At 67.8% G+C, this 26,274-nt stretch carries 28 protein-coding genes; 17 read left to right on the top strand and 11 right to left on the bottom strand.

All coding sequences use genetic code 11. From position 1 onward, the window contains the following. Window positions 1-2 precede the first annotated feature (2 nt). The gene (locus tag AC5Y4S_RS29275) at window positions 3-317 is read right to left on the bottom strand and encodes a hypothetical protein (protein ID WP_500036021.1); all 315 of its coding nucleotides are present in this window, start codon (window positions 315-317) and stop codon (window positions 3-5) included. An 83-nt stretch (window positions 318-400) separates the two neighbouring features. Between AC5Y4S_RS29275 and AC5Y4S_RS29270 the strand changes: the two genes are divergently transcribed. From AC5Y4S_RS29270 to AC5Y4S_RS29255, 4 genes are all read left to right on the top strand, one after another. Next, the gene (locus AC5Y4S_RS29270; protein WP_500036020.1) at window positions 401-1,726 is read left to right on the top strand and encodes a hypothetical protein; all 1,326 of its coding nucleotides are present in this window, start codon (window positions 401-403) and stop codon (window positions 1,724-1,726) included. Continuing rightward, a complete protein-coding gene (locus AC5Y4S_RS29265; protein WP_500036019.1) occupies window positions 1,723-2,862 on the top strand; it encodes a MaoP family protein in 1,140 nt (379 codons plus the stop codon). Before AC5Y4S_RS29270 ends, AC5Y4S_RS29265 begins: the two co-directional genes overlap by 4 nt. Before the next feature lie 37 nt (window positions 2,863-2,899). Further along, window positions 2,900-3,955: an NAD(P)H-dependent amine dehydrogenase family protein gene (locus AC5Y4S_RS29260; protein WP_500036018.1), complete on the top strand. Its 1,056-nt coding sequence runs from the start codon at window positions 2,900-2,902 to the stop codon at window positions 3,953-3,955. Window positions 3,956-4,122: 167 nt separating this feature from the next. Next, window positions 4,123-6,270 carry a PPE family protein gene (locus AC5Y4S_RS29255; RefSeq protein ID WP_500036017.1) on the top strand — a complete coding sequence of 716 codons (2,148 nt, stop codon included), beginning with the start codon at window positions 4,123-4,125 and terminating at the stop codon, window positions 6,268-6,270. Between the two features lie 4 nt (window positions 6,271-6,274). On the opposite strand, the gene lipL is transcribed toward AC5Y4S_RS29255, so the two are convergent. Beyond that, the gene (gene lipL / locus AC5Y4S_RS29250) at window positions 6,275-7,570 is read right to left on the bottom strand and encodes an esterase/beta-lactamase LipL (RefSeq protein ID WP_500036016.1); all 1,296 of its coding nucleotides are present in this window, start codon (window positions 7,568-7,570) and stop codon (window positions 6,275-6,277) included. A 42-nt stretch (window positions 7,571-7,612) separates the two neighbouring features. Beyond that, complete coding sequence (locus AC5Y4S_RS29245; protein WP_500036015.1) at window positions 7,613-7,774, bottom strand: hypothetical protein; 162 nt, start codon at window positions 7,772-7,774, stop codon at window positions 7,613-7,615. Between the two features lie 60 nt (window positions 7,775-7,834). Between AC5Y4S_RS29245 and AC5Y4S_RS29240 the strand changes: the two genes are divergently transcribed. The 4 genes from AC5Y4S_RS29240 (at window position 7,835) to AC5Y4S_RS29225 (ending at window position 11,146) form a co-directional block, all read left to right on the top strand. After that, the gene (locus tag AC5Y4S_RS29240; RefSeq protein WP_068106689.1) at window positions 7,835-8,008 is read left to right on the top strand and encodes a CsbD family protein; all 174 of its coding nucleotides are present in this window, start codon (window positions 7,835-7,837) and stop codon (window positions 8,006-8,008) included. 160 nt (window positions 8,009-8,168) lie between these two features. After that, window positions 8,169-8,852 carry a cutinase family protein gene (locus tag AC5Y4S_RS29235; protein ID WP_500036014.1) on the top strand — a complete coding sequence of 228 codons (684 nt, stop codon included), beginning with the start codon at window positions 8,169-8,171 and terminating at the stop codon, window positions 8,850-8,852. 19 nt (window positions 8,853-8,871) lie between these two features. Then, window positions 8,872-9,858 carry an SDR family NAD(P)-dependent oxidoreductase gene (locus AC5Y4S_RS29230; protein WP_500036013.1) on the top strand — a complete coding sequence of 329 codons (987 nt, stop codon included), beginning with the start codon at window positions 8,872-8,874 and terminating at the stop codon, window positions 9,856-9,858. 118 nt (window positions 9,859-9,976) lie between these two features. Beyond that, window positions 9,977-11,146 (top strand): zinc-binding dehydrogenase, encoded by a 1,170-nt coding sequence (locus AC5Y4S_RS29225; RefSeq protein ID WP_500036012.1) that lies wholly within the window; start codon window positions 9,977-9,979, stop codon window positions 11,144-11,146. A 192-nt stretch (window positions 11,147-11,338) separates the two neighbouring features. Here AC5Y4S_RS29225 and AC5Y4S_RS29220 read toward each other — a convergent pair whose 3' ends face one another. Together AC5Y4S_RS29220 and AC5Y4S_RS29215 are read right to left on the bottom strand one after the other, a co-directional pair. Further along, entirely contained in the window at window positions 11,339-11,725 is a 387-nt protein-coding gene (locus AC5Y4S_RS29220) for a PPOX class F420-dependent oxidoreductase (protein ID WP_500036011.1), read from the bottom strand. 36 nt (window positions 11,726-11,761) lie between these two features. Next, a complete protein-coding gene (locus tag AC5Y4S_RS29215; RefSeq protein WP_500036010.1) occupies window positions 11,762-12,466 on the bottom strand; it encodes an SDR family NAD(P)-dependent oxidoreductase in 705 nt (234 codons plus the stop codon). Window positions 12,467-12,636: 170 nt separating this feature from the next. Here AC5Y4S_RS29215 and AC5Y4S_RS29210 point away from each other — a divergent pair, with 170 nt between their 5' ends. Continuing rightward, window positions 12,637-13,191 (top strand): TetR/AcrR family transcriptional regulator, encoded by a 555-nt coding sequence (locus AC5Y4S_RS29210; protein ID WP_500036028.1) that lies wholly within the window; start codon window positions 12,637-12,639, stop codon window positions 13,189-13,191. 1 nt (window position 13,192) lies between these two features. On the opposite strand, the gene AC5Y4S_RS29205 is transcribed toward AC5Y4S_RS29210, so the two are convergent. The 3 genes from AC5Y4S_RS29205 to AC5Y4S_RS29195 form a co-directional block, all read right to left on the bottom strand. Next, entirely contained in the window at window positions 13,193-14,395 is a 1,203-nt protein-coding gene (locus AC5Y4S_RS29205; protein WP_500036009.1) for a cytochrome P450, read from the bottom strand. 10 nt (window positions 14,396-14,405) lie between these two features. Continuing rightward, on the bottom strand, window positions 14,406-15,239 hold the full coding sequence (locus AC5Y4S_RS29200; protein ID WP_500036008.1) for a mycofactocin-coupled SDR family oxidoreductase: 834 nt from the start codon (window positions 15,237-15,239) through the stop codon (window positions 14,406-14,408). A 78-nt stretch (window positions 15,240-15,317) separates the two neighbouring features. After that, window positions 15,318-15,905, bottom strand: a complete 588-nt coding sequence (locus tag AC5Y4S_RS29195) for a TetR/AcrR family transcriptional regulator (protein WP_500036007.1) — start codon at window positions 15,903-15,905, stop codon at window positions 15,318-15,320. A gap of 95 nt (window positions 15,906-16,000) precedes the next feature. Between AC5Y4S_RS29195 and AC5Y4S_RS29190 the strand changes: the two genes are divergently transcribed. The 5 genes from AC5Y4S_RS29190 to AC5Y4S_RS29170 all read left to right on the top strand — a co-directional run bounded on the left by AC5Y4S_RS29190 (window position 16,001) and on the right by AC5Y4S_RS29170 (window position 20,552). Further along, window positions 16,001-16,555: a PaaI family thioesterase gene (locus AC5Y4S_RS29190; protein WP_500036006.1), complete on the top strand. Its 555-nt coding sequence runs from the start codon at window positions 16,001-16,003 to the stop codon at window positions 16,553-16,555. A 9-nt stretch (window positions 16,556-16,564) separates the two neighbouring features. After that, window positions 16,565-17,509, top strand: a complete 945-nt coding sequence (locus AC5Y4S_RS29185) for an NmrA family NAD(P)-binding protein (protein WP_500036005.1) — start codon at window positions 16,565-16,567, stop codon at window positions 17,507-17,509. 28 nt (window positions 17,510-17,537) lie between these two features. Further along, window positions 17,538-18,302: an SDR family NAD(P)-dependent oxidoreductase gene (locus AC5Y4S_RS29180; RefSeq protein WP_500036004.1), complete on the top strand. Its 765-nt coding sequence runs from the start codon at window positions 17,538-17,540 to the stop codon at window positions 18,300-18,302. 112 nt (window positions 18,303-18,414) lie between these two features. After that, window positions 18,415-19,752, top strand: a complete 1,338-nt coding sequence (lysA, locus tag AC5Y4S_RS29175; RefSeq protein WP_500036003.1) for a diaminopimelate decarboxylase — start codon at window positions 18,415-18,417, stop codon at window positions 19,750-19,752. 2 nt (window positions 19,753-19,754) lie between these two features. After that, window positions 19,755-20,552, top strand: coding sequence for a rhomboid-like protein (locus AC5Y4S_RS29170; protein ID WP_500036002.1), 798 nt, complete (start codon window positions 19,755-19,757; stop codon window positions 20,550-20,552). 12 nt (window positions 20,553-20,564) lie between these two features. On the opposite strand, the gene AC5Y4S_RS29165 is transcribed toward AC5Y4S_RS29170, so the two are convergent. Continuing rightward, window positions 20,565-21,572 carry an ABC transporter ATP-binding protein gene (locus AC5Y4S_RS29165; RefSeq protein WP_500036001.1) on the bottom strand — a complete coding sequence of 336 codons (1,008 nt, stop codon included), beginning with the start codon at window positions 21,570-21,572 and terminating at the stop codon, window positions 20,565-20,567. A gap of 104 nt (window positions 21,573-21,676) precedes the next feature. Then, complete coding sequence (locus AC5Y4S_RS29160; protein WP_500036000.1) at window positions 21,677-22,723, bottom strand: ABC transporter ATP-binding protein; 1,047 nt, start codon at window positions 22,721-22,723, stop codon at window positions 21,677-21,679. A gap of 253 nt (window positions 22,724-22,976) precedes the next feature. Between AC5Y4S_RS29160 and AC5Y4S_RS29155 the strand changes: the two genes are divergently transcribed. From AC5Y4S_RS29155 to AC5Y4S_RS29145, 3 genes are all read left to right on the top strand, one after another. Continuing rightward, window positions 22,977-24,410: an SPFH domain-containing protein gene (locus AC5Y4S_RS29155; protein ID WP_500035999.1), complete on the top strand. Its 1,434-nt coding sequence runs from the start codon at window positions 22,977-22,979 to the stop codon at window positions 24,408-24,410. Between the two features lie 82 nt (window positions 24,411-24,492). Further along, entirely contained in the window at window positions 24,493-24,747 is a 255-nt protein-coding gene (locus tag AC5Y4S_RS29150) for an antitoxin (protein ID WP_500035998.1), read from the top strand. Then, the gene (locus AC5Y4S_RS29145) at window positions 24,744-25,181 is read left to right on the top strand and encodes a type II toxin-antitoxin system VapC family toxin (RefSeq protein ID WP_500035997.1); all 438 of its coding nucleotides are present in this window, start codon (window positions 24,744-24,746) and stop codon (window positions 25,179-25,181) included. Before AC5Y4S_RS29150 ends, AC5Y4S_RS29145 begins: the two co-directional genes overlap by 4 nt. Window positions 25,182-25,323: 142 nt before the next feature. Here AC5Y4S_RS29145 and AC5Y4S_RS29140 read toward each other — a convergent pair whose 3' ends face one another. Next, window positions 25,324-26,214, bottom strand: a complete 891-nt coding sequence (locus AC5Y4S_RS29140; RefSeq protein WP_500035996.1) for a hypothetical protein — start codon at window positions 26,212-26,214, stop codon at window positions 25,324-25,326. Window positions 26,215-26,274: the final 60 nt, after the last annotated feature.

Here is a 26,274-nt window from a genome sequence, read left to right as displayed (position 1 = left end):
GCTCAAATCGACGCCAGCCAGGACGCGTTGACGGCCACCACATCGTCGGGCAGCGAAAGCTCCTCGCGGGCAGCGGGATCGAACGCCACCAGGACGACCAGGCCGGGGCGCAGCATCGACACGTCGGCGTCGCCGTCACAGCGTGCGAGTTTTCCGATGAACGTCTCGCCGGACACGGCCACCACCTCGATGAACACCTGGCGTTCGTCCCCGACGGTGCGCACGGTGCCGACTCCGACGGTGGGCCCCGCCGCGCTCCGCCGCGGGGCGAACAGGCCCCGGAAAACCCCCGCCACCAGCAGGATCAGCTTCTTCATGCCACCAGGCTCTACCGGGCGAACGGCTACCGAACCCAACTTTTCGGCTGCCGATATTTTTGAAAAGCCCCTATCCTGTCGGGATGAGCGCGGATCCGCAGGTAGCGACGGTCGTCGCTGCGGGCCACCCGCGCCGGTCGGTGATCGAGGCCGCGTGGCGGGCGATCGGCCCCGGCGTCGAGGTGCTCAGCAGCGACGACGGCGGTCCCCTGAGCCGGACCGTCAAGCGCATCATCGACCCTCTGGTGCTTCGGCTGCGATCCAACCCCCAGTATTCGGCCCCGGTCGTCACTCCGGAGACCGCGGCGGCGATGCACGAGCTCATCGTCGGCAGCGCGCGCGAACTACGTTCCGCCGCAGCGTGGTTCGACACGCTCAAGCTGGAGCGCCGCAGGCAGCGCATCCGCACCGGCAACGCCCAGGAACTGTACTTCCCGGTTTGCTTCGAGCTCGCGGTGACGAAAGGCGCACCGGAGCCTCAGGATAGCGAGACGGCGGCCGCGGTGCTCAACGACATTCACCAGGGCCGCGACCGCACCGCGATCGAGGTGCTGCACCAATACGTCGCGGGCCCCGACGTGGTGGCCGGGCTGGCCGCTCAGCTCGACCGCAGCTGGCGCGACGTGCGGGCCCCGGAAGCGGCGACGGCCGCCGGCCCGTTCTTCGCCGAGCTGGGCACGGTGCTGGGGCCGGCCAACAGCCACCGCGCCGCGGCGGCCCGGCAGCGGGTCTGGTCGGCCGTCATCGCCGACGCCACACCGTACAACCTGGGGGCCCTGGCCCGGGTCGAGGCGGCCGAGCTGCCGTGGTCGATCGTCGGGCTTGGCTTGAGTTCCGTTCAGCCGCAACGGCAACCACCGATCGCGGGCGGCTCCGACAGCGATCGCCCGCTGGATCGCACGGTGGTGGACCGGGTGCGCGGCACGCTGCGGCGCGCCCTGGATCGCGACGCGCTGCCCGACATTCCGCTGCTGTGCGAGGAGGAGGTCGACCGGGCCGCGGCGCCCTGGGGGCTGTTGTCCGAGGACAAGCAGGCGACCCTGGTGGCCGGCATCGAGATCGCCGTCGAGCTCGCGCCGCTGGACCCGTCGATCTCCAACCGCTACGCGCTGGCGGCCCAGATCCAGGCCCGGCTGCGCAAGGAGGCCTACGTGCTGCACGCCCGGCGCTACCTCGCCGAGGGCGGCCCGATCCATCCGCGCCAACGGCAGGTGGTCGACGACCTCGCGGCGTACGCCCAGCCCTACCTGAGCCGGTTGTGGGCGCGGCTGCACGGACGCGACGTCTGGCAGGAGCCCTGCGACGACGTCGACGAGGTGCGGTCGCTGCTGGAAGGCGTCGCGCGGTCGGTGAGCCTCGACCACCGGCAACGCATCAAGGCGATGCTGGAATTGCAGGTGGCCGGATGAGACTGGTCGCCGATTCCGGACTGTGGAGCACCGGTCCCGCCACCGCGGGTTCGCCGCTGGCCGCCGTGCTGGAGGTCAGCGGCGGCGTGCTGTCGTGGACGATCGACGACCCACCCGACGACGGGTCCGCCCGGATCACTTTCACCGATTTGTCGCGCGCCGACTGGCTTTGGCGTGTCCTGGGCGACGCCGGACACGTCGCGATAACGTCCGCGCTCGAAGACGCGCCCCAGCCCGACGAGCCGCGCGGCATCGAGCTCGCCGGGGTCGACATCGTGCCCGGCTCGGTCGACCCGCTGCGGCGGCTCGCGATCGGGCATTGGCTGCGGCGGTGGTGGCCGGCCAGTCGCGTCGACGGCATCGCCGGCCTCGATCGCGCGCTGCTCGACGTCGAGGTCGCGCTGCTGACCTCCGGGGCGCAGGGTTTCTTCACCGACGACACCCTCGATTCCGATGTGGTCGGGCTGCTGGCACCGCACGCCGCCGCCCTGATCGCGCACCTGCGCGGCGGCGATCCGCGGATACGCGATTTGGTGCGGGCCGGCGCCGGGCTCGCCGAAGAGGTCGGTGTGGACGACGGCTGGGCGGAATTGTATGCGGCGCTGGATGATCCGAGCGTGGAGCTCAGCGCGCCGAGCGGGCACCGCGATGACTATGCGCTGGCCGCCGGCGCGGACGCGGCTCCCCGCGGCGCCGTCCCGATCGCGCGGGGCGTCGCGTCCATCGGCTGGGGCGCGGTTCCGTCCGGCATCTTCGACGCGGGCGAGGACACGGTCGACTGGACCGTCCAGATGGCCGACGCGGCGGTGGTCGCCGTCGTGCGGGCGGCCGTCATCGGGCCCGACCCGGCCACCGGCATCGGGGTGCGACTGCAATCCGGGGACGTCCGCGGCAGCGGCGTCCTGGACGCCCACGGCGGCGCGATCCTCCCGCTGGTCGACGGCGAGCGGCTCCCGGTGACAGAAGCGGCGGCCTGGGACCACGACTGGTCGGTGACGTCGGTGGTCATCGGCGCCCAGCCGGCGGAGGCGCGCGAAACCCGGGAACGGGTTCGCCGGTGGGCCAGGGCGCGGCTGGACCGGCCGCCGCGCGACGCCTTCCTGGCGGAGATCCTGGCCGGCGAATCCGACTACTGACCTTCTCGGCGGCCACGCGACTCCCTATGCTGAGCGAGTGCCAAACAACTATCGCGTCGTTCAGTGGAACACCGGAAACGTCGGCAAGAGCTCGCTGCAGTCGATCGCCGACAACCCCAACCTCGAACTGGTGGGTTGCTACGCCTGGTCACCGGACAAGGTCGGCCGCGACGCCGGTGAACTCGTCGGCATCGCACCGCTGGGCGTCGCCGCCACCAACGACGTCGACGCGCTGCTCGCCCTGAAACCCGACTGCGTCGTCTACAACCCCATGTGGATCAACGTCGACGAGCTGGTCCGCATCCTGTCCGCGGGCGTCAACGTGGTGACGACGGCGTCGTTCATCACCGGGGCGAACCTCGGCGAGGGCCGCGACCGGATCGTCGACGCCTGCCAGAAGGGCGGCTCGACGATGTTCGGCTCCGGGGTCAGCCCGGGCTTCGCCGAGCTGTTGGCCATCGTCTCGGCGATGGTGTGCAACCGGATCGACAAGGTGTCCGTCATCGAGGCGGCCGACACCACGTTCTACGACTCGCCCGACACCGAGAAGCCGGTCGGCTTCGGCCAGCCGATCGACCACCCCGAGCTGGCCGACATGGCCCGCAACGGGACGGCCATCTTCGGCGAGGCCGTGAACCTCGTGGCCGACGCGCTCGGCGTCGAACTCGACGAGGTGCGTTGCGTGTCCGAATTCGCCCAGACCACAGCCGATCTCGAAATGGCATCGTGGACGATCCCGGCGGGATGTGTCGCGGGCGTCTACATCAGCTGGCAGGGCGTCGTTGGCGACAAGACGTTGATCGACCTCAACGTCCGTTGGCGCAAAGGCCAGACGCTCGAGCCCGACTGGAAGATCGACCAGGACGGCTGGGTCATCCAAATCGACGGACAGCCAACGGTGACAACCAAGGTCGGCTTCCTGCCGCCCCCTTACTTCCAGGCCGAGACGATCGCCGACTTCATGGCGCTCGGTCACATCATGACGGCGCTGCCCGCCATCAACGCGATTCCGGCGGTCGTCGCGGCCCCGCCGGGCATCGTCACGTACACGGATCTGCCGCTCACGCTTCCCCGAGGCTTCGCGAAGGTGTAACGGGCGAAAAGTCCACGCGTCATTTGGATTTGATCCGAACTCGCGAAAAGGGCCACATTCGAACGGTCTGCTCGTATAGTCTGCTTCGTTCCGCTGCGGGGGCGGGCGCTGTGAGGTGGGCATAGCGCGCACCTCGCGCAGCTCCTTGCCCTGAAGGGACTGCGGCGATGAACTTTTCGATTTTTCCGCCGGAAATCAATTCCTCGCTCATATTCAGCGGCGCCGGGTCCGGTCCCATGTTGGCCGCGGCGACCGCGTGGGACGGACTGGCCGCCGAGTTGGGGTCGGCGGCCGACTCGTTCTCCTCGGTGACCAACGGCCTGGCGGGCCAGGCCTGGCAGGGTCCAGCGTCGGCAGCGATGGTGGCCGCGGCAACCCCCTACAGCGGATGGTTGAGCACCGCGGCGGCCCAGGCGCAAAACGCCGCCGCGCAGGCCAAGGCGGTGGCAAGCGCATTCGAGTCGGCCGTGGCGTCCACCGTGCATCCGATGCTCGTCGCCGCCAACCGCAATCTCCTCGTGCAGCTGGTTCGCTCAAACCTGTTGGGCTTCAACGCCCCTGCGATCGCGGCCGCCGAAGCCCAATACGAAGAGATGTGGGCCGCCGACGTGGCCGCGATGGTCGGCTATCACGGCGGGGCGTCGGCCGCGGCCGCGCAGTTGGCGTCGCTGCCGCAGCTGCTGCAGAGCCTGCCCGCCGCGGCTTCCCAGGCGGCGACGGTCGCCGTATCCGACAATCCGATGGTCGCTGCCGTCAGGTCGGCGTGCGACGGGTCGGTGTCCAAAGCGCGGACCCTCCGCCTGGCCGCGGCCAGCAAGGTTGACGGTAGTGTCCGCACGATCACGACCACCGTGGGCGCGGACGCGGCCGCCCCCGCCTTCAATCTCGGCATCGGCAACATCGGCAGCAATAACCTGGGCTCCGGCAACACCGGCAACACCAACTTCGGCAACGGCAACATCGGCAACCATAACCTGGGCAACGGCAACAACGGCAGCTTGAACTTCGGCAGCGGGAACGGCGCCGATGGCACAATCGCGTCCAACTTGAACCTGGGCAACGGAAATATCGGCAGCCAAAACCTGGGCAGCGGAAACGTCGGCAACCAAAATCTGGGCTCGGGCAACACCGGGAGTGGAAACTTCGGCTCAGGCAACAACGGCAGCGGTAACTTCGGTAGCGGCAACATCGGCAACCAGAACTACGGCAGCGGAAACGACGGTAACGCCAACTACGGGTTCGGCAACTTCGGCAGCAACAACATCGGCTTCGGCAACTCGGGCCCCGGCGGCGTGGCGGGTAACGGCAACATTGGCGCCGGGAACACCGGGAACAACAACATCGGCTTCGGGCTCACCGGCGACAACGAAATCGGTGTCGGGAACGCCTATTTCAACACGGCAACCAATCAGTTCAACTTCGGCGGCCTGAATTCCGGCAGCGGCAACATTGGCTTGTTCAACTCGGGCACCAACAACGTCGGCTTCTTCAACTCCGGCAACGGAAACTTCGGCATCGGCAATTCGGGCGTCACCGACACCGGCCTCTTCAACTCCGGCAATGTCGACACCGGTCTCGCTAACTCGGGCGGACTGGATATGGGCTTCGGAAATGCGGGACCGAACGCATTGGCGGGCGGCAACCTGGGCTTCTGGAACTCCGGGGTCAACAACATGGGTATGGCAAACTCCGGCAGCTTCAACTTCGGCATGGGGAACTCGGGCCTGGACAACATGGGTATGTTCAACTCCGGCGTGGGCAACACCGGCAACTTCAATGCCGGAACGGACAACACCGGCGACTTCAACGGTGGCGACTTCAACACCGGCTACGAGAACTCGGGGTTGGTCAACACCGGCATGTTCAATTCGGGAACCCTCAACACCGGCGTGGGCAGCGCGGCTGTGCAGTCCGTTGCCAATTCGGGCTTCGGCAACACCGGCACGGACAACTCGGGCTTCTTCAATACCGGCGGCGGGAGCTTGAGCTCGGGCTTCTTCAACACGAATTCGAGCGGCTTCACCACGGGCTTCATGAACACGGGCAGCGGCGACGGCGACGTGGGCTTCTTCAACTCGGGGACCAGCCCCTCGATCGGCATAATGAACTCGGGTGGCGGCTTCGACGTCGGCCTCCTCAATTCGGGTCTGGGCGATTTCAACGTCGGCATCGGGAACTCAGGCGGCGGCGGCTTCAACACCGGCTTGTTCAACACCGGCGCCTTCAGCTCGGGCCTGGCGAACATGGCCACCGCATTCCTGAGCTCGGGCGCCTTCAACGCGGGCATCGGCCAGTCGGGCTTCTTCGGGTTCTAAGGAGTTAACGCCCGCCGGACGCCACCGCCGCCCGACGGCGGTCGGACTTGTACGCCGCGCCGAGCCGCGGCACCTCGAGCGGGCCCTGATGGCGGGCGGCCTCGATGGCGTTGCGCAGCGGACTGGCCAGTCCCGCAAAGGAACCCATGTCGAAGAGCAGCGGCGTCAGCAGCCGGTTGTGCACGAACCCGAAGGCGCTGCCGGATTCGGGGTCGGCCCAGCCGAGGGTTCCACCCAGACCCACGTGGCCGAAGCCCTTCAGCAGGCCAGGCACCGGCGACTCGTGGTAGCCCAGGTGAAATGGCATGGGCACCACCATGTTTGCGTCGGGCCACTTGCGTTGCGGCTGCCCCGCCAGGCCGCGCGCCAACTCCTCGGACAGATATTTCTTGCCGTCGATCCGGCCGTCGTTGGCCAGCGCGGCGTACATCTTGGCCAGGCCGCGGCCGGTCACCACGCCGTTGGCCGCCGGCACCTCGCCGTCCAGGAACTCGGTGTCCCCCTTGATCAGGGAGATGACGCCGGGAAAGTACATCGCCCCCAGCGCGCCGGAGAACGGCAGGCCCGCCAGTTTCGGTGCGATGAAGTTGAACACCGGGGCGCGCAGCCGTCCCTGCGGGATCAGGATCTGGGCCGCCTTCGTCGGCGCCCCTTCAGGCGGGCGGCCGAGGTGCAGGCCGTCGGTGTTGAGCGGGCGCGCGATTTCCTGGCGGATCAGCTCCCGCATGCCCTTGCCCGTCACCGCCCGGGCCAGGCCGGAGAGCAGCCATCCGTAGGTCAGGGCGTGGTACGCCTGGACGCCGCGCAGATGATCGACGGGCGCGGCGGCCAGGCGCTCCTCCATGAGCGCGTGGTCCATCAGCTCGGTCTTGGTGACACCCCGCAGGTGCGACAACCCCGACCGATGCCGCAACACGTCACGGACCGTGATGTCGGCCTTGCCGTTGGCCGCGAATTCGGGCCAGTACTCGGCGACCGGGTCGTCATAGGACAGCAGGCCGCGGTCGGCCAGCCGGTGGATCACGGTCGACGCGACGCCCTTGGTCGCCGAGAACACCATCGCGCCCGTGTCGGCGGTCCAGCGTTCGGTGCCCGCCCGGTCCGACCACCCCGTCCAGACGTCGACGACGGGCACGCCGTCGATGTAGACGGCCAGCGCCCCGCCGCCGAAACGGCGGCCGAAGAACAACCGGGCGAAGATCCCGATGACATTGGCGAAATGGGGGTCGGCGGCGCCGGACACACCGCGCGGCAAGCCGTCGTCGGTCACCAGCAGGGTCGATCCCCTGCGCGATGCCATCACGGCATCAAGCTATCAGCCGGCAAACGCGCCGAACACAGCTCATTCCGGGGGTCGGACGGCCTGGTCGCCGGGCGGTTGGTCGGGGGGTGGGGCGTTCAGCCACTTCCTGAGCCGAAACAGCTGATTGACCACCATGCCGATGCCCAACAACATCAGCACGGCCACGATCGCCACCACCACCGCGGTGCCCACAACGTCCATGATGACAGGCCAGGCGACCTGCGGTTTCAATATCGCCTACCGCTGGGTAGTCACCAGCACATGAGTGGAACAGACAAGGCAAAGAACAAGATCGAGGATCTGGGCGGCCGGGCCAAGGAAGCCATCGGCAAGGCCACCGGAGATCACGACACCAAAAACGAAGGCCGGGCCGATCAGGCGAAGTCCAGCCTGAAGGACGCCGGCGAGAAGGTGAAGGACGCCTTCAAGAAGTAATTGACGATTTGGCCAGCGGGCGCCGGTACCCTCGGCGGCCCGCTGGCCTTTTCTGCTGCGACCGGCCAGCCCGGTTGAGAAACGTTTTTGCTGGCAATCCACGGCGCAATTGGCGTCGAATACCAGGTAAAGGACACCGACAATGCGAAGGTCTGCGAACATGCGCCGATTCACGACATCCATGGGAGTCGCGGCCGCGTCGGCCGCCTTCGCACTGTTGGGCGCTCCCGCGCCCGGCGCGTCCGCCGATCCGTGTCCCGACGTCGAGGTGGTGTTCGCCCGCGGTTCCGGGGAACCGCCCGGCGTCGGCGGCGTCGGCGGGTCATTCGTCGACGCGTTGCGCGGGCAGATCGGCGGCCGGACGCTCGGGGTGTATCCGGTGAATTACCCCGCCAGCACCGATTTTTCGAACAGCGACTTTCCGCTGACCGTCATCGACGGCATCCGTGACGCGGGTTCGCATATCGAGTCGATGGCGGCGAACTGCCCGAAGACCCGCGAGGTCCTCGGCGGCTACTCCCAGGGCGCGGCGGTAGCCGGTTTCGTCACATCGGCGGCCGTACCGCCGGGCGTACCGGCGTCGGCGGTGCCCAAGCCCATGCCGCCGGACGTCGCCAACCATGTCGCCGCCGTCACGCTGTTCGGGACACCGTCGGGTCCGTGGCTGCAAAAGTACGGCGCCCCGGTGATCGCCATCGGCCCCCTCTATCAGCCCAAGACCCTGGAGCTGTGCGCGCCGGGCGACGGGATTTGCGGTGACGGCAACGACGCCTTCGCGCACGTGTCCTATTCGGTGAACGGGATGACGGGCCAAGCGGCCACCTACGCCGCGAGCCACCTGTAGGCCCGTGCAGAATCGCAGCATGCATGTTCTGGTTACGGGCGGCACGGGTTTCGTCGGCGGTTGGACCGCCAAGGCCATCGCGGACGCCGGGCACACCATCCGTTTCCTGGTGCGAAATCCCGACCGACTGAAGACGTCCGTCGCCAAGTTGGGTGTCGACGTGTCGGACTACGCCGTCGGGGACATCACCGATCGCGTCTCGGTGCGGGAAGCGCTGCGCGGGTGCGACGCCGTCGTGCACAGCGCCGCCCTGGTGGCGACCGACCCGCGCCAGACCCAAGAGATGCTGACCACGAACATGCAGGGCGCGCAGAACGTCCTCGGCCAGTCCGTCGAGCTCGGGCTGGACCCGATCGTTCACGTGTCGAGCTTCACGGCGCTGTTTCATCCGGGCCTGGAGACACTCACCGCGGACCTCCCGGTCGTCGGTGGAGCGGACGGGTACGGAACGTCCAAGGCGCAGGTGGAGATCTACGCGCGCGGGCTGCAGGACGCGGGCGCGCCGGTCAACATCACCTATCCCGGGATGGTCCTCGGCCCCCCGGCCGGCGATCAGTTCGGCGAGGCCGGCGAGGGCGTCAAGGCCGCGGTGCAGATGCACGCGATCCCGGGGCGCAGCGCGGCGTGGTTGGTCGTCGACGTCCGCGATCTGGCCGCGCTGCACGCCGCGCTCCTGGAGCCGGGGCGCGGGCCGCGCCGCTACACCGCTGGCGGACATCGGGTTCCGGTGGCCGAGCTCGCGTCCATGCTCGGCCAGATCGCCGGGACTCCCATGGTCGCGGTTCCCATCCCGGACGCCGCGCTGCGAGTGGCCGGGGCGGTCATGGATCGGGCGGGCCGGTTTCTGCCCTTCGAGACACCCTTCACGTCGGCGGGGATGCAGTACTACACGCAGATGCCTGCGTCGGACGACTCGCCCAGCGAGCGAGAACTCGGCATCACCTATCGGGATCCGCGGGACACCGTGGCCGACACGTTCGAGGCCCTGCGTAGTGCCGGCGGCTGACCGCGTCGCTCAACGCGCCGAGACTGTAAATCTGCAGACAAAACGCGAGTAGGGGCCTGCAGAATTACAGGCTCGACGAGACGGGCTCAACTCCGCGCCGGTGTAGGAGGATCGAAGAATGAAGAGCGTCACGTGCACCAACGCCAAGCTCGAAGTCGTCGACCAGCCGACCCCGGTGCCGGGCAAGGGCCAGCTGCTGATCGAGGTGCTGCGGTGCGGCATCTGCGGATCCGACCTGCATGCGCGCCACCACTGCGACGAACTCGCCGACGTGATGGCCGAATCCGGCTATGACGCGTTCATGCGGTCGGACCAGCACGTCGTGTTCGGCCACGAATTCTGTGGCGAGGTCCTCGATTACGGCCCCGGCACCCGCAAGGCCCCGCGGACCGGCACCCGGGTCGTCGCCTTGCCCTTGCTGCGCCGCGGCAAGGAGGTGCACGGGATCGGGCTGTCCACGATGGCGCCGGGCGCCTACGCCGAGCAGCTCCTCGTCGAGCAGTCGCTGACATTGCCCGTCCCCAACGGGCTGGCGCCCGAGGTCGCCGCCCTGACCGAACCCATGGCCGTCGGCTGGCACGCGGTGCGGCGCGGCGAGGTCGGTAAGGGTGACGTCGCGATCGTGATCGGCTGTGGGCCAATCGGTCTCGCGGTGATCTGCATGCTCAAGGCGCACGGCGTGCGCACCGTGATCGCCAGCGACTTCTCGACGGGCCGGCGCGCGCTGGCAACCGCCTGCGGTGCCGACATCGTCGTCGATCCCGCCCAGGACTCGCCCTACGCGACCGACGCGAGCAGCAAGCACCTGCAAGGCATCCTCGAGGCGTTCGACCTGGCGGTCGGCACCATCGAAAAGCTGCAACGGCTGCGGCTGCCCTGGTGGCACTTTTGGCGCGCCGCCGAAGCCGCCGGCGCCGCAACGCCGAAACACCCCATCATCTTCGAATGTGTCGGCGTCCCAGGCATTATCGACGGCATCATCGCGGGCGCCCCGCTGTTCTCGCGCGTCGTGGTGGTCGGCGTCTGCATGGGCTCGGACCACATCCGCCCGGCGATGGCGATCAATAAGGAGACCGACCTTCGGTTCGTGCTCGGCTACACCCCGCTGGAATTTCGCGACACGCTGCACATGCTCGCCGATGGCAAGGTCAACGTCGCCCCGCTGATCACCGGGACGGTCGGGTTGCCCGGGGTCGAGGCCGCGTTCGACGCGCTCGGCGATCCGGAGGCGCACGCGAAGATCCTCATCGACCCCAAGAGCGACGCCGCGAACCCGGTTGGCGCATAACGGTCCCCGGCGGGAGTGATTTCACCAGCAATCACATCTGACCCATGGGCCCCTGGCGGAGCGGCCACCTGTCGTGCCCGCCTCCGAGCGACAAATGCCTTGGGCGCCCGATTGTCGCGCTGAGCCGGGCACATGGTCGACCCCCATCTGAGGGGACTGATGTGACGTGATGTCGTTGCCACCACGGACCGTCTAGGACGCCGGCTCTATCTCCAACCCGACGTGCACCTTGTCGATGCCGCCGCGCACGATCGAGTGCGCGTAGAACCACCAGGCGTGATACCAGTACCGCTTGAGCACGGCGTTGTAGACGCGCCGCGTCTCGGATTTCGGCAGGACGCGGGCAACCCCTTCGACCGCCTCGCCCTTCGGCTTTCCCAACGCCGTGCTGCGCGCGAGCGTCACCCGGGGCGTGTTGCGGATTCGCCTGACCTTCCACGACCCGTCGTCGGTGATGACGAGCAGCTTGCCGCCCTCGGGAACGCCCCAGATCGCGGTCGGCTTGGGCCGGCCGTCCTTGGTGAAGGTGGTCAGGAGCAGGTACTTGGATGCGATGACGTCCTGGAAGCTGGGAGGCACGGCTGAACAATTCCCCTTTACCGCGATTCTTTAACTTCAGGTGTTGCGGCCGCCGTTGACGCCGAGTATCTGGCCGGTGATGTAGCCGGTCTCCTCGGAAACGAAGAACGCGCACGCCGCCGCGATATCCTCGGGCCTGCCCACCCGGCGCACCGGGGTGCGCGCGATGTGGTCCTCGACAGTGCCACCGAGCAGCTGCCGACTCTCGGCGCTGCGCAGCATCGGGGTGTCGACGAACCCCGGCGGCACCGCGTTGACGGTGATCCCGCTCGGGCCGTATTCGAGGGCGAGCGACTTGGTCAGGCCGTTGACCGCGGACTTGGCCGCCACGTAGTGGGCCATGAAGGGCTGGCCGGAATGGGTGCTCGACGAGGAGATGTTGACGATGCGCCCCCAGCCCGCCTCGACCATGTCGGGAAGCACGGCCTGAATGGTGTGGAACACCCCGTTCAGGTTGACGTCGATCACCTTCGACCACGCCTCGAAGGACATGTCCAGGAATTTCTTGAAGCCCTCCACGCCGGCCGCGTTGACCAAGACCAGGATCGGGCCGAGCGCCTCGCGGATGGCCGCGACCGCCGCGTCGACCTGTGCGCGGTCGGTGACGTCGGCGACGTAACCGAACCCGTCGTCGGTGGGCGACAGATCGATGACCGCCACCCGGAACCCGTCGCTGCGCAACCGCTCCGCGACCGCGCGGCCAATCCCGGACGCACCGCCGGTCACCACCGCCGTCTTCACCCGCGCCCACCCGCCTTCCTGAGCGATCGCCCAGCAGCTGGGCTCGACATTGCCTATCACCCTTTCGCGAGGGCGGTCAAGTGGCCCGACGTTCCCCGCGGCGGCCGGTTGATTTTTGGCGATCGCCCAATTTAGGGTCGGTGATGGCCAGGGACTCGACAACTCGGGACATGCTGATCGACGCGACGAGCCGGATCATGGTCGACGAGGGTTACGCCGCGGCCACGTCGCGGCGGGTCGCGGCCGAGGCCGGCGTCAAACCGGCCTTGGTGCACTACTACTTCCCCACGATGGACGAGTTGTACCTCGACGTGTTCCGGCGTGGGGCCGCCGCCTACCTGGAACGGCAGAGCGAAGCGCTGGCCTCGGACCGGCCGCTGCACGCCTTCTGGCAGACGCTCATCGAACCCAAGGACGCGCGGCTGCTGCTCGAGTTCATGGGACTTGCCAACCATCGCAAGGAGATCCGGGCGGAGATCTCCGCCTGGCAGGAGCGGTGGCGCGAGCAGCAGATCACCGCGCTCAACTTCGTCGTCCGCGAACACGGCCTTGACACAAGCGAATTCCCGCCAGCGGGCATCGCGGTCGTCATCGCCGCGATCGGGCGCACCCTGATCCTCGAGCAGACACTCGGCACCAAGGGCGGCCACGACGAGGCCGTCGAGCTGGTGAACCGGTTCCTGGATCGGTTCGAGATGCCGACCCCGAAGAAGCCGCGCGGCTGACCTATGGGAGCACGACCCGCAGGCGCTCCCAGCCGCGCACCGTCGACGTCGACGCCAATTGCGCTGTGTCGTAGTCGATATCCCACTCCGGCCACCGGTTGAGGATCTCGTCCAGCGCCACGCGGCCCTCCAGGCGTGCCAGGTTCGCCCCGAGGCAATAGTGCACGCCCTTGCCGAACGTGATGTGGGAGATGTTGTCGCGACGGATGTTGAACGTGTCGGGATCGGTGTAGCGGCGGTGATCGCGGTTGGCGGCGCCGAACAGCAGCAGCATGGCGCTGCCGGCCGGAACGGTCCGGCCGTAGCACTCGAAATCCTTTGCCATCCAACGCGCGACGTGGGGGCCGGTGGGCTCGAACCGCAGCGTCTCGTCGACGGTTCGGGTGAGCAGCGACCGATCCCGGTAGACCTCCCGGCGCTGGTCGGGGTGCTCGGCCAGCACCTTGGCCAGCCAGCCGATCAGCCTGCCGGTGGTCTCGTTGCCGGCGCCCGCGACCACCTGGGTGTAATGCAGCACCTCCTTGCGGGTCAGCTTGCGGTGCACCCCGTGTTCGTCGTCGAACTCCACGTTGAGCAGGACGGTCATCAGGTCGTCCGACGGGTTCTTGGATCGCCATTCGACGTAGTCCGCGTAGATCCGCCCGTCGGCGATCGAGTCGGCGTCGGCGACCTTCATCGGGGTGCCCGGTTTGGTGCGCAGGTTGGCGTCGTTGGCGTCACGCACCGAAACCTGTTCGGACTCGGGGATTCCCAGGAGCATGCCGATCACCCGCATCGGCATCATGGAGGCGAGCTCGGCGATGATGTCGAATCCCCCGGACCCGACGAGCGGGTCCAGGCACCGCACACAGTACCGCCGGATCTGGTCTTCGAGCTCGGCCATCCGGCGCGGGGTGAACACGCGCGACATCAGGCCGCGCAGCCTGGTGTGTTCGGGCGGATCCTGGAACATCATGACGCCGCCCGGCATGTCGAACTTCGACTGGATCAACTCCAGGATGTCGCTTCTCCTGTTGGAGAAGGTCTCCCAGTTCGCCAGGGCCCGTTCGACGTCGGAATGCCTTGATATCGCCCAGAAGTCGTACCGCTCGTTGTAGTAGAGAGGCGCCTCTTCGCGCAGCCGCGCATAGGTGGGGTACGGGTCCGCGATGATCCCAGTGTCGTAGGGGTCGTAATAGACGTCGGTGTCGTTGGTGACGGTCATCGATGCATCCTTACTTCAGGCAGCTGCCGGCATCCACCGGGAGCGCGACGCCGGTGATGTAACGCGCTTCGTCGGAGGCCAGGAACAGCACGGCGTTGGTGATGTCTTCCGGGGTCACCCACGGGATCGGCAGGTAGTGGAAGCTCTGGCACACCGGCGCGAGATCCTCGGGTCCCGGGTTTTCCAGCTCCGGCCGGAACGCGCGGTAGGTGGCCTCATTCATCAGCAGCGGCGAATTCACGTGCGTCGGGAGCACGGCGTTGACCCTGACCATGTGCTGGCCCAATTCGACTGCGAACGAACGCATCAGCCCGATCACACCATGCTTGGCCGCGACGTAATGACCCATGTGTGAATACGCCTTGTTGCCGGCCACCGACGACGTCAGGACGATGGAGCCGCCGCGGCCGCCGTTGAGAATGTGCGGAACGCCGGCCTTCACCGTCTTCCACACCCCGCTGAGGTTGACGTCGATCATCTCCTGCCACAGCGCCTCGTCGGTCTTGTGCAGCTTTCCCGCCGTCGTGCCGATGCCGGCGTTGGCGACGATGACGTCCAGGCGGCCCAGCTGTTCGACCCCGCCGTCGACGGCGGCCCGCAGCGCGTCGAAATCGCGGACGTCGACCACCTCGGTGACGATGCGGCCGCCGGCGTCCTTCACCAAGCCCGCGGTCTCGTCGAGGTCTTCGGGCGTCGCGCCGTCGGCGGGCGACGCCTCGAACTTGCGGCAGATGTCGACGGCGATGATGTCGGCGCCCTCCCGCGCGAGCCGGACCGCGTGACTGCGGCCCTGTCCGCGCGCGGCGCCGGTGACGAACGCGACCTTGCCCTCCATCCGGCCCATTGCCACCTCGATCCCGATATTTGGGCGATCGCCCAAATTTGGGCGCACGCCATGTCTAGCAGCACCGGAAGGGGATCGTCAAGAGCGCAGGGCGGCGTCGATCAGCGTGGCCGCGGCGGCGCGGGCGTGGACGACGGGCGCGGTGTCGTTCAGCGAGGTGGCCATCGCGGTGGCGCCCTCGAACAGCACGGCCAGCTGCTGGCCGAGCAGGTGGGGATCGGCGGCACCCGCCTGCTGCGCGACGGCGATGAGGCGGCGGGTGAACGCCTGCTTGTGGGCCCGCACGATCTCGTCCGTGCTCGAAAGCGATCCGGCGGATTCCACGGCCGCATTGTGAAAGGGACAGCCTCGCAATACTTCCCGGGGCGACATTTCGAAGATCGCCAGGAGGCGCTCCCGCGGGGACATGGTGGCGTCGTCCAGCCGCCGCTCGTTGGGCGAGCCGCCGCGGGCCTCGTAGCCGCGCAGGTAATTGTCCACGAGGTCGTTCTTGCTGGCGAAGTGCTGATAGAGCGTGCGCTTCGAGACGTTGGCCTCTTGGGCGATGAGTTCGACGCCGGTCGCATGGATCCCATTGCGATAGAAGAGCCGCGCCGCGGCGCGTTCGATGCGCTCGCGGGCCCCGCGCCCGCCCGCCGGGCGCGTCTGGGATGTGGCGTCGTTCACACCAACATAGTACACCGAGCGGTTTACAAGTAGTAATTGCTTCGCTAGGTTAAGCCCGAGTTGGTAAACCGATCAGTTTTCCGAAAGGCCGGCACGTGGAGACTTCAGTGGGCTGGGGCGTGGAGCAGTCGCGTGTGGTCACCTGGCGTGACCCCGTCGCCACGCAGGCGGCGGCCGCGTCGATGTCCGGCCTTTCGTACTGGCAGGCGGTCGCCGACGGGCAGTTGCCGCCCTCACCGATCGCCGAGCTGCTGCGCATGCGGCTCGCGAATGTGCGAAACGGGCGCATCGAGTTCTCCTGCACGCCGGATGCGTCCATGTACAACCCGCTGGGCGTGGTGCACGGCGGTGCCGTGTGCACCCTGTTGGACACCGCGGCCGCCTGCGCGATGCACACCACGCTGCCCGAAGGCGTCGGCTACACGTCGGTCGAAATCAAGGTCAACTACCTCAGGGCGGTCACCGTGGCCAGCGGGACGCTGCGCGCAGTCGGCACCGTGGTCAAAGCGGGGTCGCGGATCGGATTCGCCGAGGCAGAGGTCAGCGACGCGTCGGGAAGGCTGGTGGCGACCGCGACCACCACGCTGTTGGTCTTCGATTTGCCGACTCGCGCAAAGGCTCTCGGCACCAACGGACAACCCGCCACCTGAGGAGGCTCGATGCCGCAACCACCGTCAGAGGCGCGACCGATCCTGGTCGTAGGAGCGACCGGCCGGCACGCCGGCACCGGCTCAACCGTGGTGGACTGCCTGCTGCGCCGCGGCCACACGGTGCGCGCTTTGGTCCGCACGGACGACGACCGAGCGGCCGACCTGCGGCGTCGCGGCGCCACGACCATCGTCGGTGACCTGCACGACCGGGCGTCACTGGTCGGCGCGGTACAAGACGTGGGCGCCGTCTACTTCACCTATCCCGTTGCCGCGGGCGTCATTTCGGCCGCTGCCAATCTTTCCTCGGCTCTGGTCGACGCCGGGTCACCGGCGCACCTGGTGGTGATGTCGATGGTCGTGTCGTCGGTCGACAGCCCCAGCCGACTGGGTCAGGCGCAGGCGGTCGCCGAGGAGCTGTTCGTTTGGGCCGGTCTGAACCCCACGGTGCTGCGGTTCGCCGCCCTGTTTCACGAGAACGTCCTGCTCCTGCACGGGGACACCCTCAGACGGAATGGCCTGATCGCCAACAGCTTCGGTGCGGCCGCGGCGCCGTGGATCAGCGGTGAGGACGCCGCCGAAATCACGGTCGCTCATCTCCTGGCACCGCGACCGTCCGCACCGCAGATCAGTTATCCGCCGCCGGCCGAGGCGATCAGCCACGCGGAGATAGCACGCATCATCGCCGCCGAAACCGGTCGTTCCCTGCGCTATGAGCACATCTCCGCGGCCGAGTGGCGAAGGCAATTGGAGACCGCCGCCGAGTCCGACCCCGCCTCGCCGATCAATGGCGCGATGGCACAACATATTTCAACCCTCGGGGCGGCCGCGTCGCAACGATCCGAGCCTCCCGTCGCGCCCGACCCGCACACCCTGACAACGATGCTTCGTCGTCCGCCCAAGCCCTTCGCCGACTTCGTCCGCCAGAACCTTCCCCGCTTCGCCGCGCCGGCGTAACCGTCCCAACTAACAAGGAGCACATGCCATGTCATCCGTTCTGATCACCGGCGCCAGCCGCGGCATCGGCCGCGCCTTGGCCGTCGAGTTCGCCCGTCGCGGGCATCGCGTCCTGGCCACCGCCCGCGACCCCCGCGCGCTCGCGGACCTCGACGTCAGCGAGCGGTTGGCGCTCGACGTCACCGACGATGCCAGCGTGACGGCGGCGGTGGCGGCCGCCGCGGAGGTCGACATTCTGGTCTCGAACGCCGCCGACATCATCTACGCGTCCGTGGAAGCCACCCCGCTGGCCGAACTGCGGCGACTGCTCAACCTCAACACCCTTGGCGCCATCCGCGTCGCACAGGCGGTCCTGCCACAGATGCGCGCGCGTGGCGACGGGAAGCTGCTGTTCATGTCCAGTGTCGTCGGCCGTGTCGTGCTGCCACCCGGCGCGGCCTATGCGTCGACGAAATGGGCGCTGGAGGCCTTGGTTGAGGCGCTGGCCATCGAGGTCGCACCGTTCGGGGTGCAGGCAGCCCTGCTCGAACCCGGTGCCGTGAGTTCTGGCGCGCTCGACGACGTGACCACCTACACGCTGCCGGACGACCCGTATGCCGCGATCCTGGCCGGCGGCGGCGCGCGCGCCGGCATCATCACACCGGAGCAAGTCGCCGCCGAGGTGGTCGACGCCGCCGAGAAACCGCAGCTACCGCTGCGAATTCCGATCGGGGACGCCGCGCGGGCGCTGTTAGCCGCCCGTCATGATGCGCCGGACGACGTTCCGTTCGTTCCGTCGGACTACTTCGCCTGAGTGGGCCGGACGAGGCGGTCCGCCGTGCCGAATCCGTGAAGATTAATCACACGCGTGTGAAAGGTTCGTTAAGAACGCGGCGGACCCCGCCGCACGCCTGCACCGTGGAAGCATGACGCTGTCCGAGCTGCTTTCGTCGCAGCGGCGTGAGGTGAGACCGCACCTCGACCGCGCGATCTGGCCGCTGAGCAGCTCCGTCGACGAAATGGGTCGGCTGTGCGTCGGCGGCGTGGCCGCCACCGACCTCGCCGCCGAGTTCGGTACCCCCGCCTACGTCGTCGATGAACAGGACTTCCGGGCCCGAATCCGGGGTTATCGCGCGGCGCTACCCGCCGCCGAACTGATCTACGCGGGCAGGGCGCTGCTCAGCGCGGCCGTCGCGGGGTGGGCCGCCGAGGAAGGCGCGGGCGTGGAGGTCTGCTCGGGCGGCGAGCTGGCCACCGCCCTGACCGGGGAGGTGCCGCCGTCGAACATCGTGCTCAACGGCACGGCCAAGAGCGCGGGCGAGCTGGACGACGCCGTCGCCGCCGGGGTTGGGCGAATCGTGATCGACACCCCGAACGAGATCGCCCTGCTGGCCGGGTGGGTGCGCCGTCGTCAACGCGTGCTGCTGCGAGTGATTCCCGACGTCGAAGGCGGCGACCGGACATTCGGCTTCGCCCTGGCGGGCGGGCAGGCCGCTGGCGCGGTCAAGCGGCTCGTGGGCGAGCCGTGGCTGGACCTGGTCGGGCTGCACTGCCAATTGGGGTCGCAGCTCGCCGGCGTCGGGCTGTACGGCGAGGCGATCCGGCAGATGCTGGCCCTAATGGCCGAGGTCCGCGATCGCCATGATGTGGTGCTGACCGAGCTCAGCCTCGGCGGCGGGCACGCGGTCCCCTACCGGAAAGGCGACCCCGAGCTCAACCCGAGGGCATTCGGCACGGTCATCGACGCCGCGCTCCAATCCGCCTGTGCGCAGCACGATTACCCGCGACCGCGGATCGTGATCGGGCCGGGCCGGGCGATTGCGGCACGCGCCGGGATCACGCTGTACCGAGTGGTCGCCGTCAAGCGCCGGCCCGACGGGCACGCCGTCGTCGCGGTGGACGGCGGCATGAGCGACAACCCGCGGATGGCGCCCGCCGGCGCGAAATATACCGTGGCACTGGCCAACCGGCCCGCGTCGACGGCCAGCGCGCCGGTCACGGTGGTCGGCCGGCACTGCGAGGCCGGGGACGAGATCGCCCGCGACGTCAGCCTGCCCGCCGACGTCCACCCCGGTGATCTGCTGGCGGTGGCCTGCACCGGCGCCTACCACTACTCGATGGGATCGAGCTGCAGCATCGTGGGACGCCCACCGCTGGTCGCGGTCGCCGCGGGCGAGGCACGTCAACTGGTCCGCCGCGAAACCATCGCGGACCTGCTCGCCCGGGACCGGGGCTGGTCGGGCCATTCGGGACGGGGCGAATAAGCATGTCCACCATCGCCGTTCGTCACGACACCCGGCGTTGGTCCACAATGACCGCGCGGACGCTATCCCGTGCGGCGTCGGTGCGTATCACGGCGGCGTACGCCGCCGCCCTGGTGACGGTGTCGCTCCTCTTGAGCGCGCTGGGTCCGCACGCCCGCGAGGTCGCGGTGAGTGGCATGAGCACCAACCTGCACAATCTGGCCCACGGCCGGCTGGGCACGCTCGTCGGCAGCGCGTTCGTCGACGACGGCGGCCAGATCTGCGCCTGCCTGCCCGGACTCGTCTGCCTGCTGGCTTTGGGCGAATTAATCTGGCGCAGCAGGGGTTTGATCATCGCGTTCGCGGTCGGTCATATCGGCGCCACGCTGCTGGTGGCCGCCGGTCTGGTCGTCGCGGTCGAGGCGGGCTGGCTGCCCTTCTCCATCGCGCGGGCGAGCGATGTGGGAGTCAGCTACGGCGCGGTTTGCGTCCTCGGCGCGCTGACGGCATCCATTCCCTCGCGCTGGCAGCCGGCGTGGATCGGGTGGTGGCTCGGCATCGCGGTCACGGTGGCGATGGGAGCCGACTTCACCGCCGTCGGACATGTCTTGGCCCTGCTGCTCGGCATCGGTTTGTCCTATCGGCTGCCCTCGGCGGCCGCGTGGACGCCGCCGCGAGTCGTTTTGCTGTGCGGCGGCGTCGCTTTCGGCTACTTCGTGCTGTCAGCATCGTCGGCGGCGGCGACGGTAGCCGGGCTGGCCGCGGCCCTCATCGGTGTACTGGTCGGCCGGGTATCGCGGTCGCAGCCCTCACCCGCCTAGTCCTCGGGATCGTCAGCGCCGCTGCGCGCCAACCGAGGCGGTGTCGCCCTCCAGATCGTCGACAATGGCCTGCTGCGCCTTGGGCGGAAGGGTGTGCAGGATCTCGCGCACGCGGGCGCGGCGACGCTCCACGGCCTTGCGCACCGGCATGCCGGGAGTGGCGGTCACCTGTGGCGGCACGCCCTCGATATCCTCGACACCGCCTGCGTGCTGACCGGCGTCGACCATGGCCTGCTCTTCGGCCATCGTCGCCTCGTCCTTCTCCTCGGACATGCCGATCGGCCCGATGCGCCGGCCGTTGAGGAACTGTCCCACCACCGGCTCGTCGCTGGTCAGCAGCACCTCCCGCGGGCCGAACATCACCAGCTTGTGACGGAACAGCATGCCGATGTTGTCGGGCACGGTGCGCGCGACGTTGATGTTGTGGGTCACGATCAGGATCGTGGCGTCGGTCTGCGCATTGATGTCGATGAGCAGCTGGCACAGGTAGGCCGTGCGCACGGGGTCCAGACCGGAGTCGGGCTCGTCGCACAGGATGATCTCCGGGTCGAGGACCAGCGAGCGGGCCAGTCCGGCGCGCTTTTTCATGCCGCCCGAGATCTCGCCCGGGTACTTCTTCTCGTCGCCTTGCAGACCCACCAGCGCGAGCTTTTCCATGACGATGTCGCGGATCTCGCGTTCGGTCTTGTTGGTGTGCTCGCGCAGCGGGAACGCGGTGTTGTCGTACAGGTTCATCGATCCGAACAGCGCGCCGTCCTGGAACATGACGCCGAACAGCCTGCGGATCTCGTACAACTCCTTGGCCGTGCTCTGCATGATGTCGACACCGTCGACGACGATCGAGCCGCGTTCCGGGCGCAGCAGCCCGATCAGCGACTTCAAGAACACCGACTTGCCGGTGCCCGACGGGCCGATCAGCCCGCTGACCTCGCCCGGTGGGATGTCCATCGTGACGTCTTCCCAGACACGGGCCGAACCGAATGACTTGGTCAATCCCTGAACCGATATTCCGATGCCCATTTGCGACCTCCAGTTGATCGTGCGTTCTGCGGTCGATGGATTTGTTGAAGTCGGAATAACCGTTTGGTTGTGCCGAAAAACTCCTTGAGCTCGAGGATTCGAGCTCAGCCGTGCCGCGAGACGGGAAGCGAGGCGGTGTCGCTGTCGTCGTGGCCGTGACCGTGTCCGTCGGTCGCACCCTCCAGGTCGTCCCGAATGGCCTGTTGCGCCTTGGGCGGCAGCGTGTGCAGCAGCTCGCGCACCCGCGTCCGCCGGCGCTCGACGGCCTTGCGCACTGGCATCCCGGGAGTCGCGACAACCTGTGGCGGCACGCCCTCGATATCCTCGACACCTCCGGCGTGCTGACCGGCGTCGACCATGGCCTGCTCTTCGGCCATCGTCGACTCGTCCTTCTCCTCCGACATCCCGATCGGGCCGATGCGACGCCCGTTGAGGAACTGCCCCACCACCGGCTCGTCGCTGGTCAGCAGCACCTCGCGCGGTCCGAACATCACCAGCCTGCGGCGAAACAGCATGCCGATGTTGTCGGGCACGGTGCGGGCGACGTTGATGTTGTGCGTCACGATCAGGATGGTCGCGTCGGTCTGCGCGTTGATGTCGATGAGCAGCTGGCACAGGTAGGCCGTGCGCACCGGGTCCAGACCGGAGTCCGGCTCGTCGCACAGGATGATCTGGGGGTCGAGCACCAGCGAGCGGGCCAGCCCGGCGCGCTTCTTCATTCCCCCGGAGATCTCGCCGGGCATCTTCTGCTCGTCGCCACCCAGGCCCACCAACTGGAGCTTCTCCATGACGATGTCACGGATCTCGCTCTCCTTCTTCTTGGTGTGCTCGCGCAGCGGAAACGCGGTGTTGTCGTACAGGTTCATGGAGCCGAACAGCGCGCCGTCCTGAAACATGACGCCGAACAGCCTGCGAATGTCGTACAGCTCCTTCGCCGTGCTCTTGATGATGTCCTGGCCGTCGATGACGATCGAGCCGCGCTCCGGTAGCAGCAGCCCGATCAGGGATTTCAAGAACACCGACTTGCCGGTCCCGGACGGCCCGATCAGCCCGCTGACCTCACCCGGCGGGATGTCCATCGTGACGTCTTCCCAGACTCGCGAGGGCCCGAACGACTTCGCCAGCCCCGCGACCGAAATTCCGATGCCCATGTGCGTGCTCCCCACCGATTTGCCGACCACCGCCTTCGATGGCCATTGGAGCGGGATAGCCGTTTAACCGCCGCGCAACCATCCGGTGCCGAGAATTCGCCGGAATGAGGTGGCGATTACGGGCCGGCGAACACAAGGATTTCGCAAGGACTTCCCCGCAGAATCACGTTGTCGGCCATCGCGACCGATCACAGACCACTTCGCCAAAGGCGAAGGGAGCCAACGAAACCGCGACAACGAAGGGAAACAAGAAATGCTCGGTTACCGAGTGCCGAGTCCCGATCAGGCCATGCTGATTTCGGGTGGAAAGCAAAAAACCGAAGGCGCGCAGTTCAAGGTGGTGATCGGTCATGGCGCCTGGGTGATGCCGGGCTTCCGCAAGGTGCGATTTTTGGGTCTCGACCTGCACAAGGTGGAGATAGAGGAGACCTGCCGCAGCACCGAGGGAATCCTGCTCAACCTGAAGGCGGTCGTGGCCTTCAAGGTCCAGGGCGACATTCCCTCCGTCAACGCCGCGGCCCAGCGCTTCCTGGGTGAGCAGCGAAAGGGCGAAATGGAGGACATGACCCGCAACATTTTCGCCGGGCACCTGCGCTCCATCGTCGGGGCCATGAAGGTCGTCGACATCCACCGCAACCGCGACGCCTTGGCCGAGGAGATCCTCAAGCAGTCGCAGTTCGAGATGAGCAAGCTGGGACTCACGGTGGACTCCCTGCAGATCGAGCACTTCGACGACGCCGGCTCCGGCTATCTGGACAACCTCGCCGCGCCGCACCTTGCCGAGGCCGCCAAGGAGGCCGCCATCGCTGCAGCTCGCGCCGATCAGGAATCGGCCCAGGCGCGCCAGGAAGCGGAGCGCAAGAAGAACGACCAGATCCGCGAGACCCAGCTCAAGCAGGCCGCGATCAAAGCCGAGGTGGACAAAGCCAACGCCGAGGCCAACGCGGCCGGCCAGTTGGCCGAGGCCGACGTGGAGCGCCAGGTACTGGAGCGCCGGCAGGCGGTGGCGGACACCAATGCCGCACTGCGTGAGCGCGAGTTGGTTGCGGAGCAGATCAAGCCCGCCGAAGCCCAAGCCCGGCGGGTGCGCATCGAAGCCGACGCGCAAACCAGTGCGGCGGAGGCCGCCGCCAAACGCGCCGGGTTCGAGGCCGAGGCTGCCGCTACCCGCGAGGTGAAGCAGGCCCAGGCCGCCGCGTCCAAGGTCAAACTCGACGCCGAGGCGCAGCGTGATGCGGCCGCGTTCAAGGCCGAGGCCACCCGCGCAGCCGGTGAGGCCAATGCCGCCGCCCGCCGCGCCGAGGGTGAAGCCGAGGCCGCCGCAAAGGAAGCCTACGAACTGGCCGAGGCTGCGGGCGCGCTCAAGAAGGCCGAGGCGCTGGCCGCCAACAACAACGCCCAGATCGAGGCCAAGCGGGTCGAGGTCATGCCGGCCATCGCCCGCGAGTTGGCTCAGGGTCTCGGGCTGCAGAACGCGAACCTGAATATCCTCAACGGTGGTTCGGGGCTGGCGGAAGTGGTTGGCGCCCTTGGCCCGATCTATCAGATGGTCACCGGCATGTTCGCGCCCAAGCCGCACGGCGTCGGGGACAACGACAAGCCGGCCGGCGGGCCTGACGTGTCACAGGCGGTGTTCGACTTCGCCGACGCTGAAAAGGCGGTGAAGAACGACCGGGTGACGAACTAGCGGCCGACGTGACCGCGCGGCCGCCGACGGCGAGGCATGATTGACAGCATGGCATCAGAAAGCAAGACGCTATGCTGTCATCATGCGGACCACGGTGACCCTCGACGACGACACGCTCGTGGTCATCAGACGCCTGATGCGAGAACGCCACATATCGTTCAAGCAGGCGCTCAATGACGCCATCCGGCAGGGTGCGCAACGCCGACCGGCTCCCGCGGTTTTCGAAACCCGAACAGCTGATCTGGGCGTGCCGTCGGTGAACCTGGACCGAGCCCTGCAGATCGCCGGCGAACTCGAGGACGAAGAACTGATTCGGCGCCAGCGCCGCGGCGCATGAGGATCGTCGACGCCAACGTCTTGCTGTACGCCGTCAACACGGCCGCCGACCACCACGAGAGCTCACGCCGATGGCTCGACGGTGCGTTGTCCGGCGGCGACACCGTCGGCCTGGCCTGGGTGCCGCTGCTCGCATTCGTGCGATTGACGACTCGGCATGGGCTTTTCCCTTCGCCCCTGAGCACCGACGCGGCGATGGCTCAAGTACTCGACTGGTGTAACGCACCAGCCTCCGTCGTCGTGATGCCCACTCCGCGCCACGCCGACCTGCTGACCGGGCTGCTTTCGCAGGTCGGGGCGGGTGGAAATCTCGTCAACGACGCCCACCTGGCGGCTTTGGCGATTGAGCACCGTGCACGAATAGTCAGTTACGACAGCGATTTCGGACGATTCGACGGCCTACGGTGGGAAACACCCGACTCATTGTTGAACTGACGGGATGGGCGTAAGCCATCGTCTCCAGCCGATGGGTGTCCCGGCTCGGCTGCACCCGCGTGGGCGCGCCGGCATCTTCGGGTGCCAGCGTGCTCCTGATCATGCTCAGCTGCGTTTTCTTTTCGCCCGACTCCGGCCGTGGTCACGCCATCTCGGCAGCCCAGGCGATGTGCCCTTCGAAGCCAAGCGTTTTCGCCATGTGGCGGTAGCGGTCTCTGAACTCTCGATAGCCAACGTCGTCGCCACGGGCTTTTGCCAGTAACGCGCGCAGCCGCAGCAACGGTAGTTCGTAGACGACTACACCCGGCTCGGTCGGCACTTGCGCGAGCCGTTGGACGGCAGTCTCGGCATCAAGAGTGTCGTTCTGACCGCCACGCGAGAGCAGCGTCTCCACCAAGACGGTCGTTGCGACGCCGCGCCACGCCATGTCGCCCGTGTCGAAGCACTCGTCGACGAGTCGGCGCAACAACGCTATGGCTTCGTCGAGGTCTCCGACGCTGGCTTTGGCCTTCGCCGCTTCGATGTCGATGAACGGGTTCCATGCCCGAACGCCCACGCGCTCGGCGAGTTCTCGCGCCCGCGCCAACATCCGTGTCCCCTCCGCAGCCGCAGACCCCGGGCGGCGGCGCAGAATCCCGCCGCGCAGAACGAGAGCGGCCGCGAGTGTGAAGTCGTCGCCGAACTGCTCGGCCAGCCTTAGTATTTCCTCCGATTCGACGGCCGCTGATTCGTCTGGCAGGAGCCAGCCCTGCGACACAAATGCGACTTGCACGAAGGAAGTGACCTGGGCCCGCGACGTCAGGCCGAACTCGCGCGCCATGGAGACCGCGCGGCGCAGATCGTCTCGCCATCCGTCTGTGCCGAACGCAGCGCGGGCTACACCCCTGGTCAAGGTCGCGATCACCAGCGGCGACCCGATACTGGCGTGTGGGAGCAGTCCTTTGGCCGGGTCGCCGTCGGCTATTTCGATGATTCGCTGGGCGATTCGCAACAATTCGCTCGCATCCCCGACGTAGATGATGAACACGGTCACGGGGGCCATCAGGCGGATCGCGGTTTCGTCGTCGAAGGACTCGGCCTTCGCGACGACCTC

The sequence above is a fragment of the Mycobacterium sp. NGS64 genome (assembly GCF_059812245.1).
This window is presented reverse-complemented; position numbering and strand designations above follow the sequence as displayed.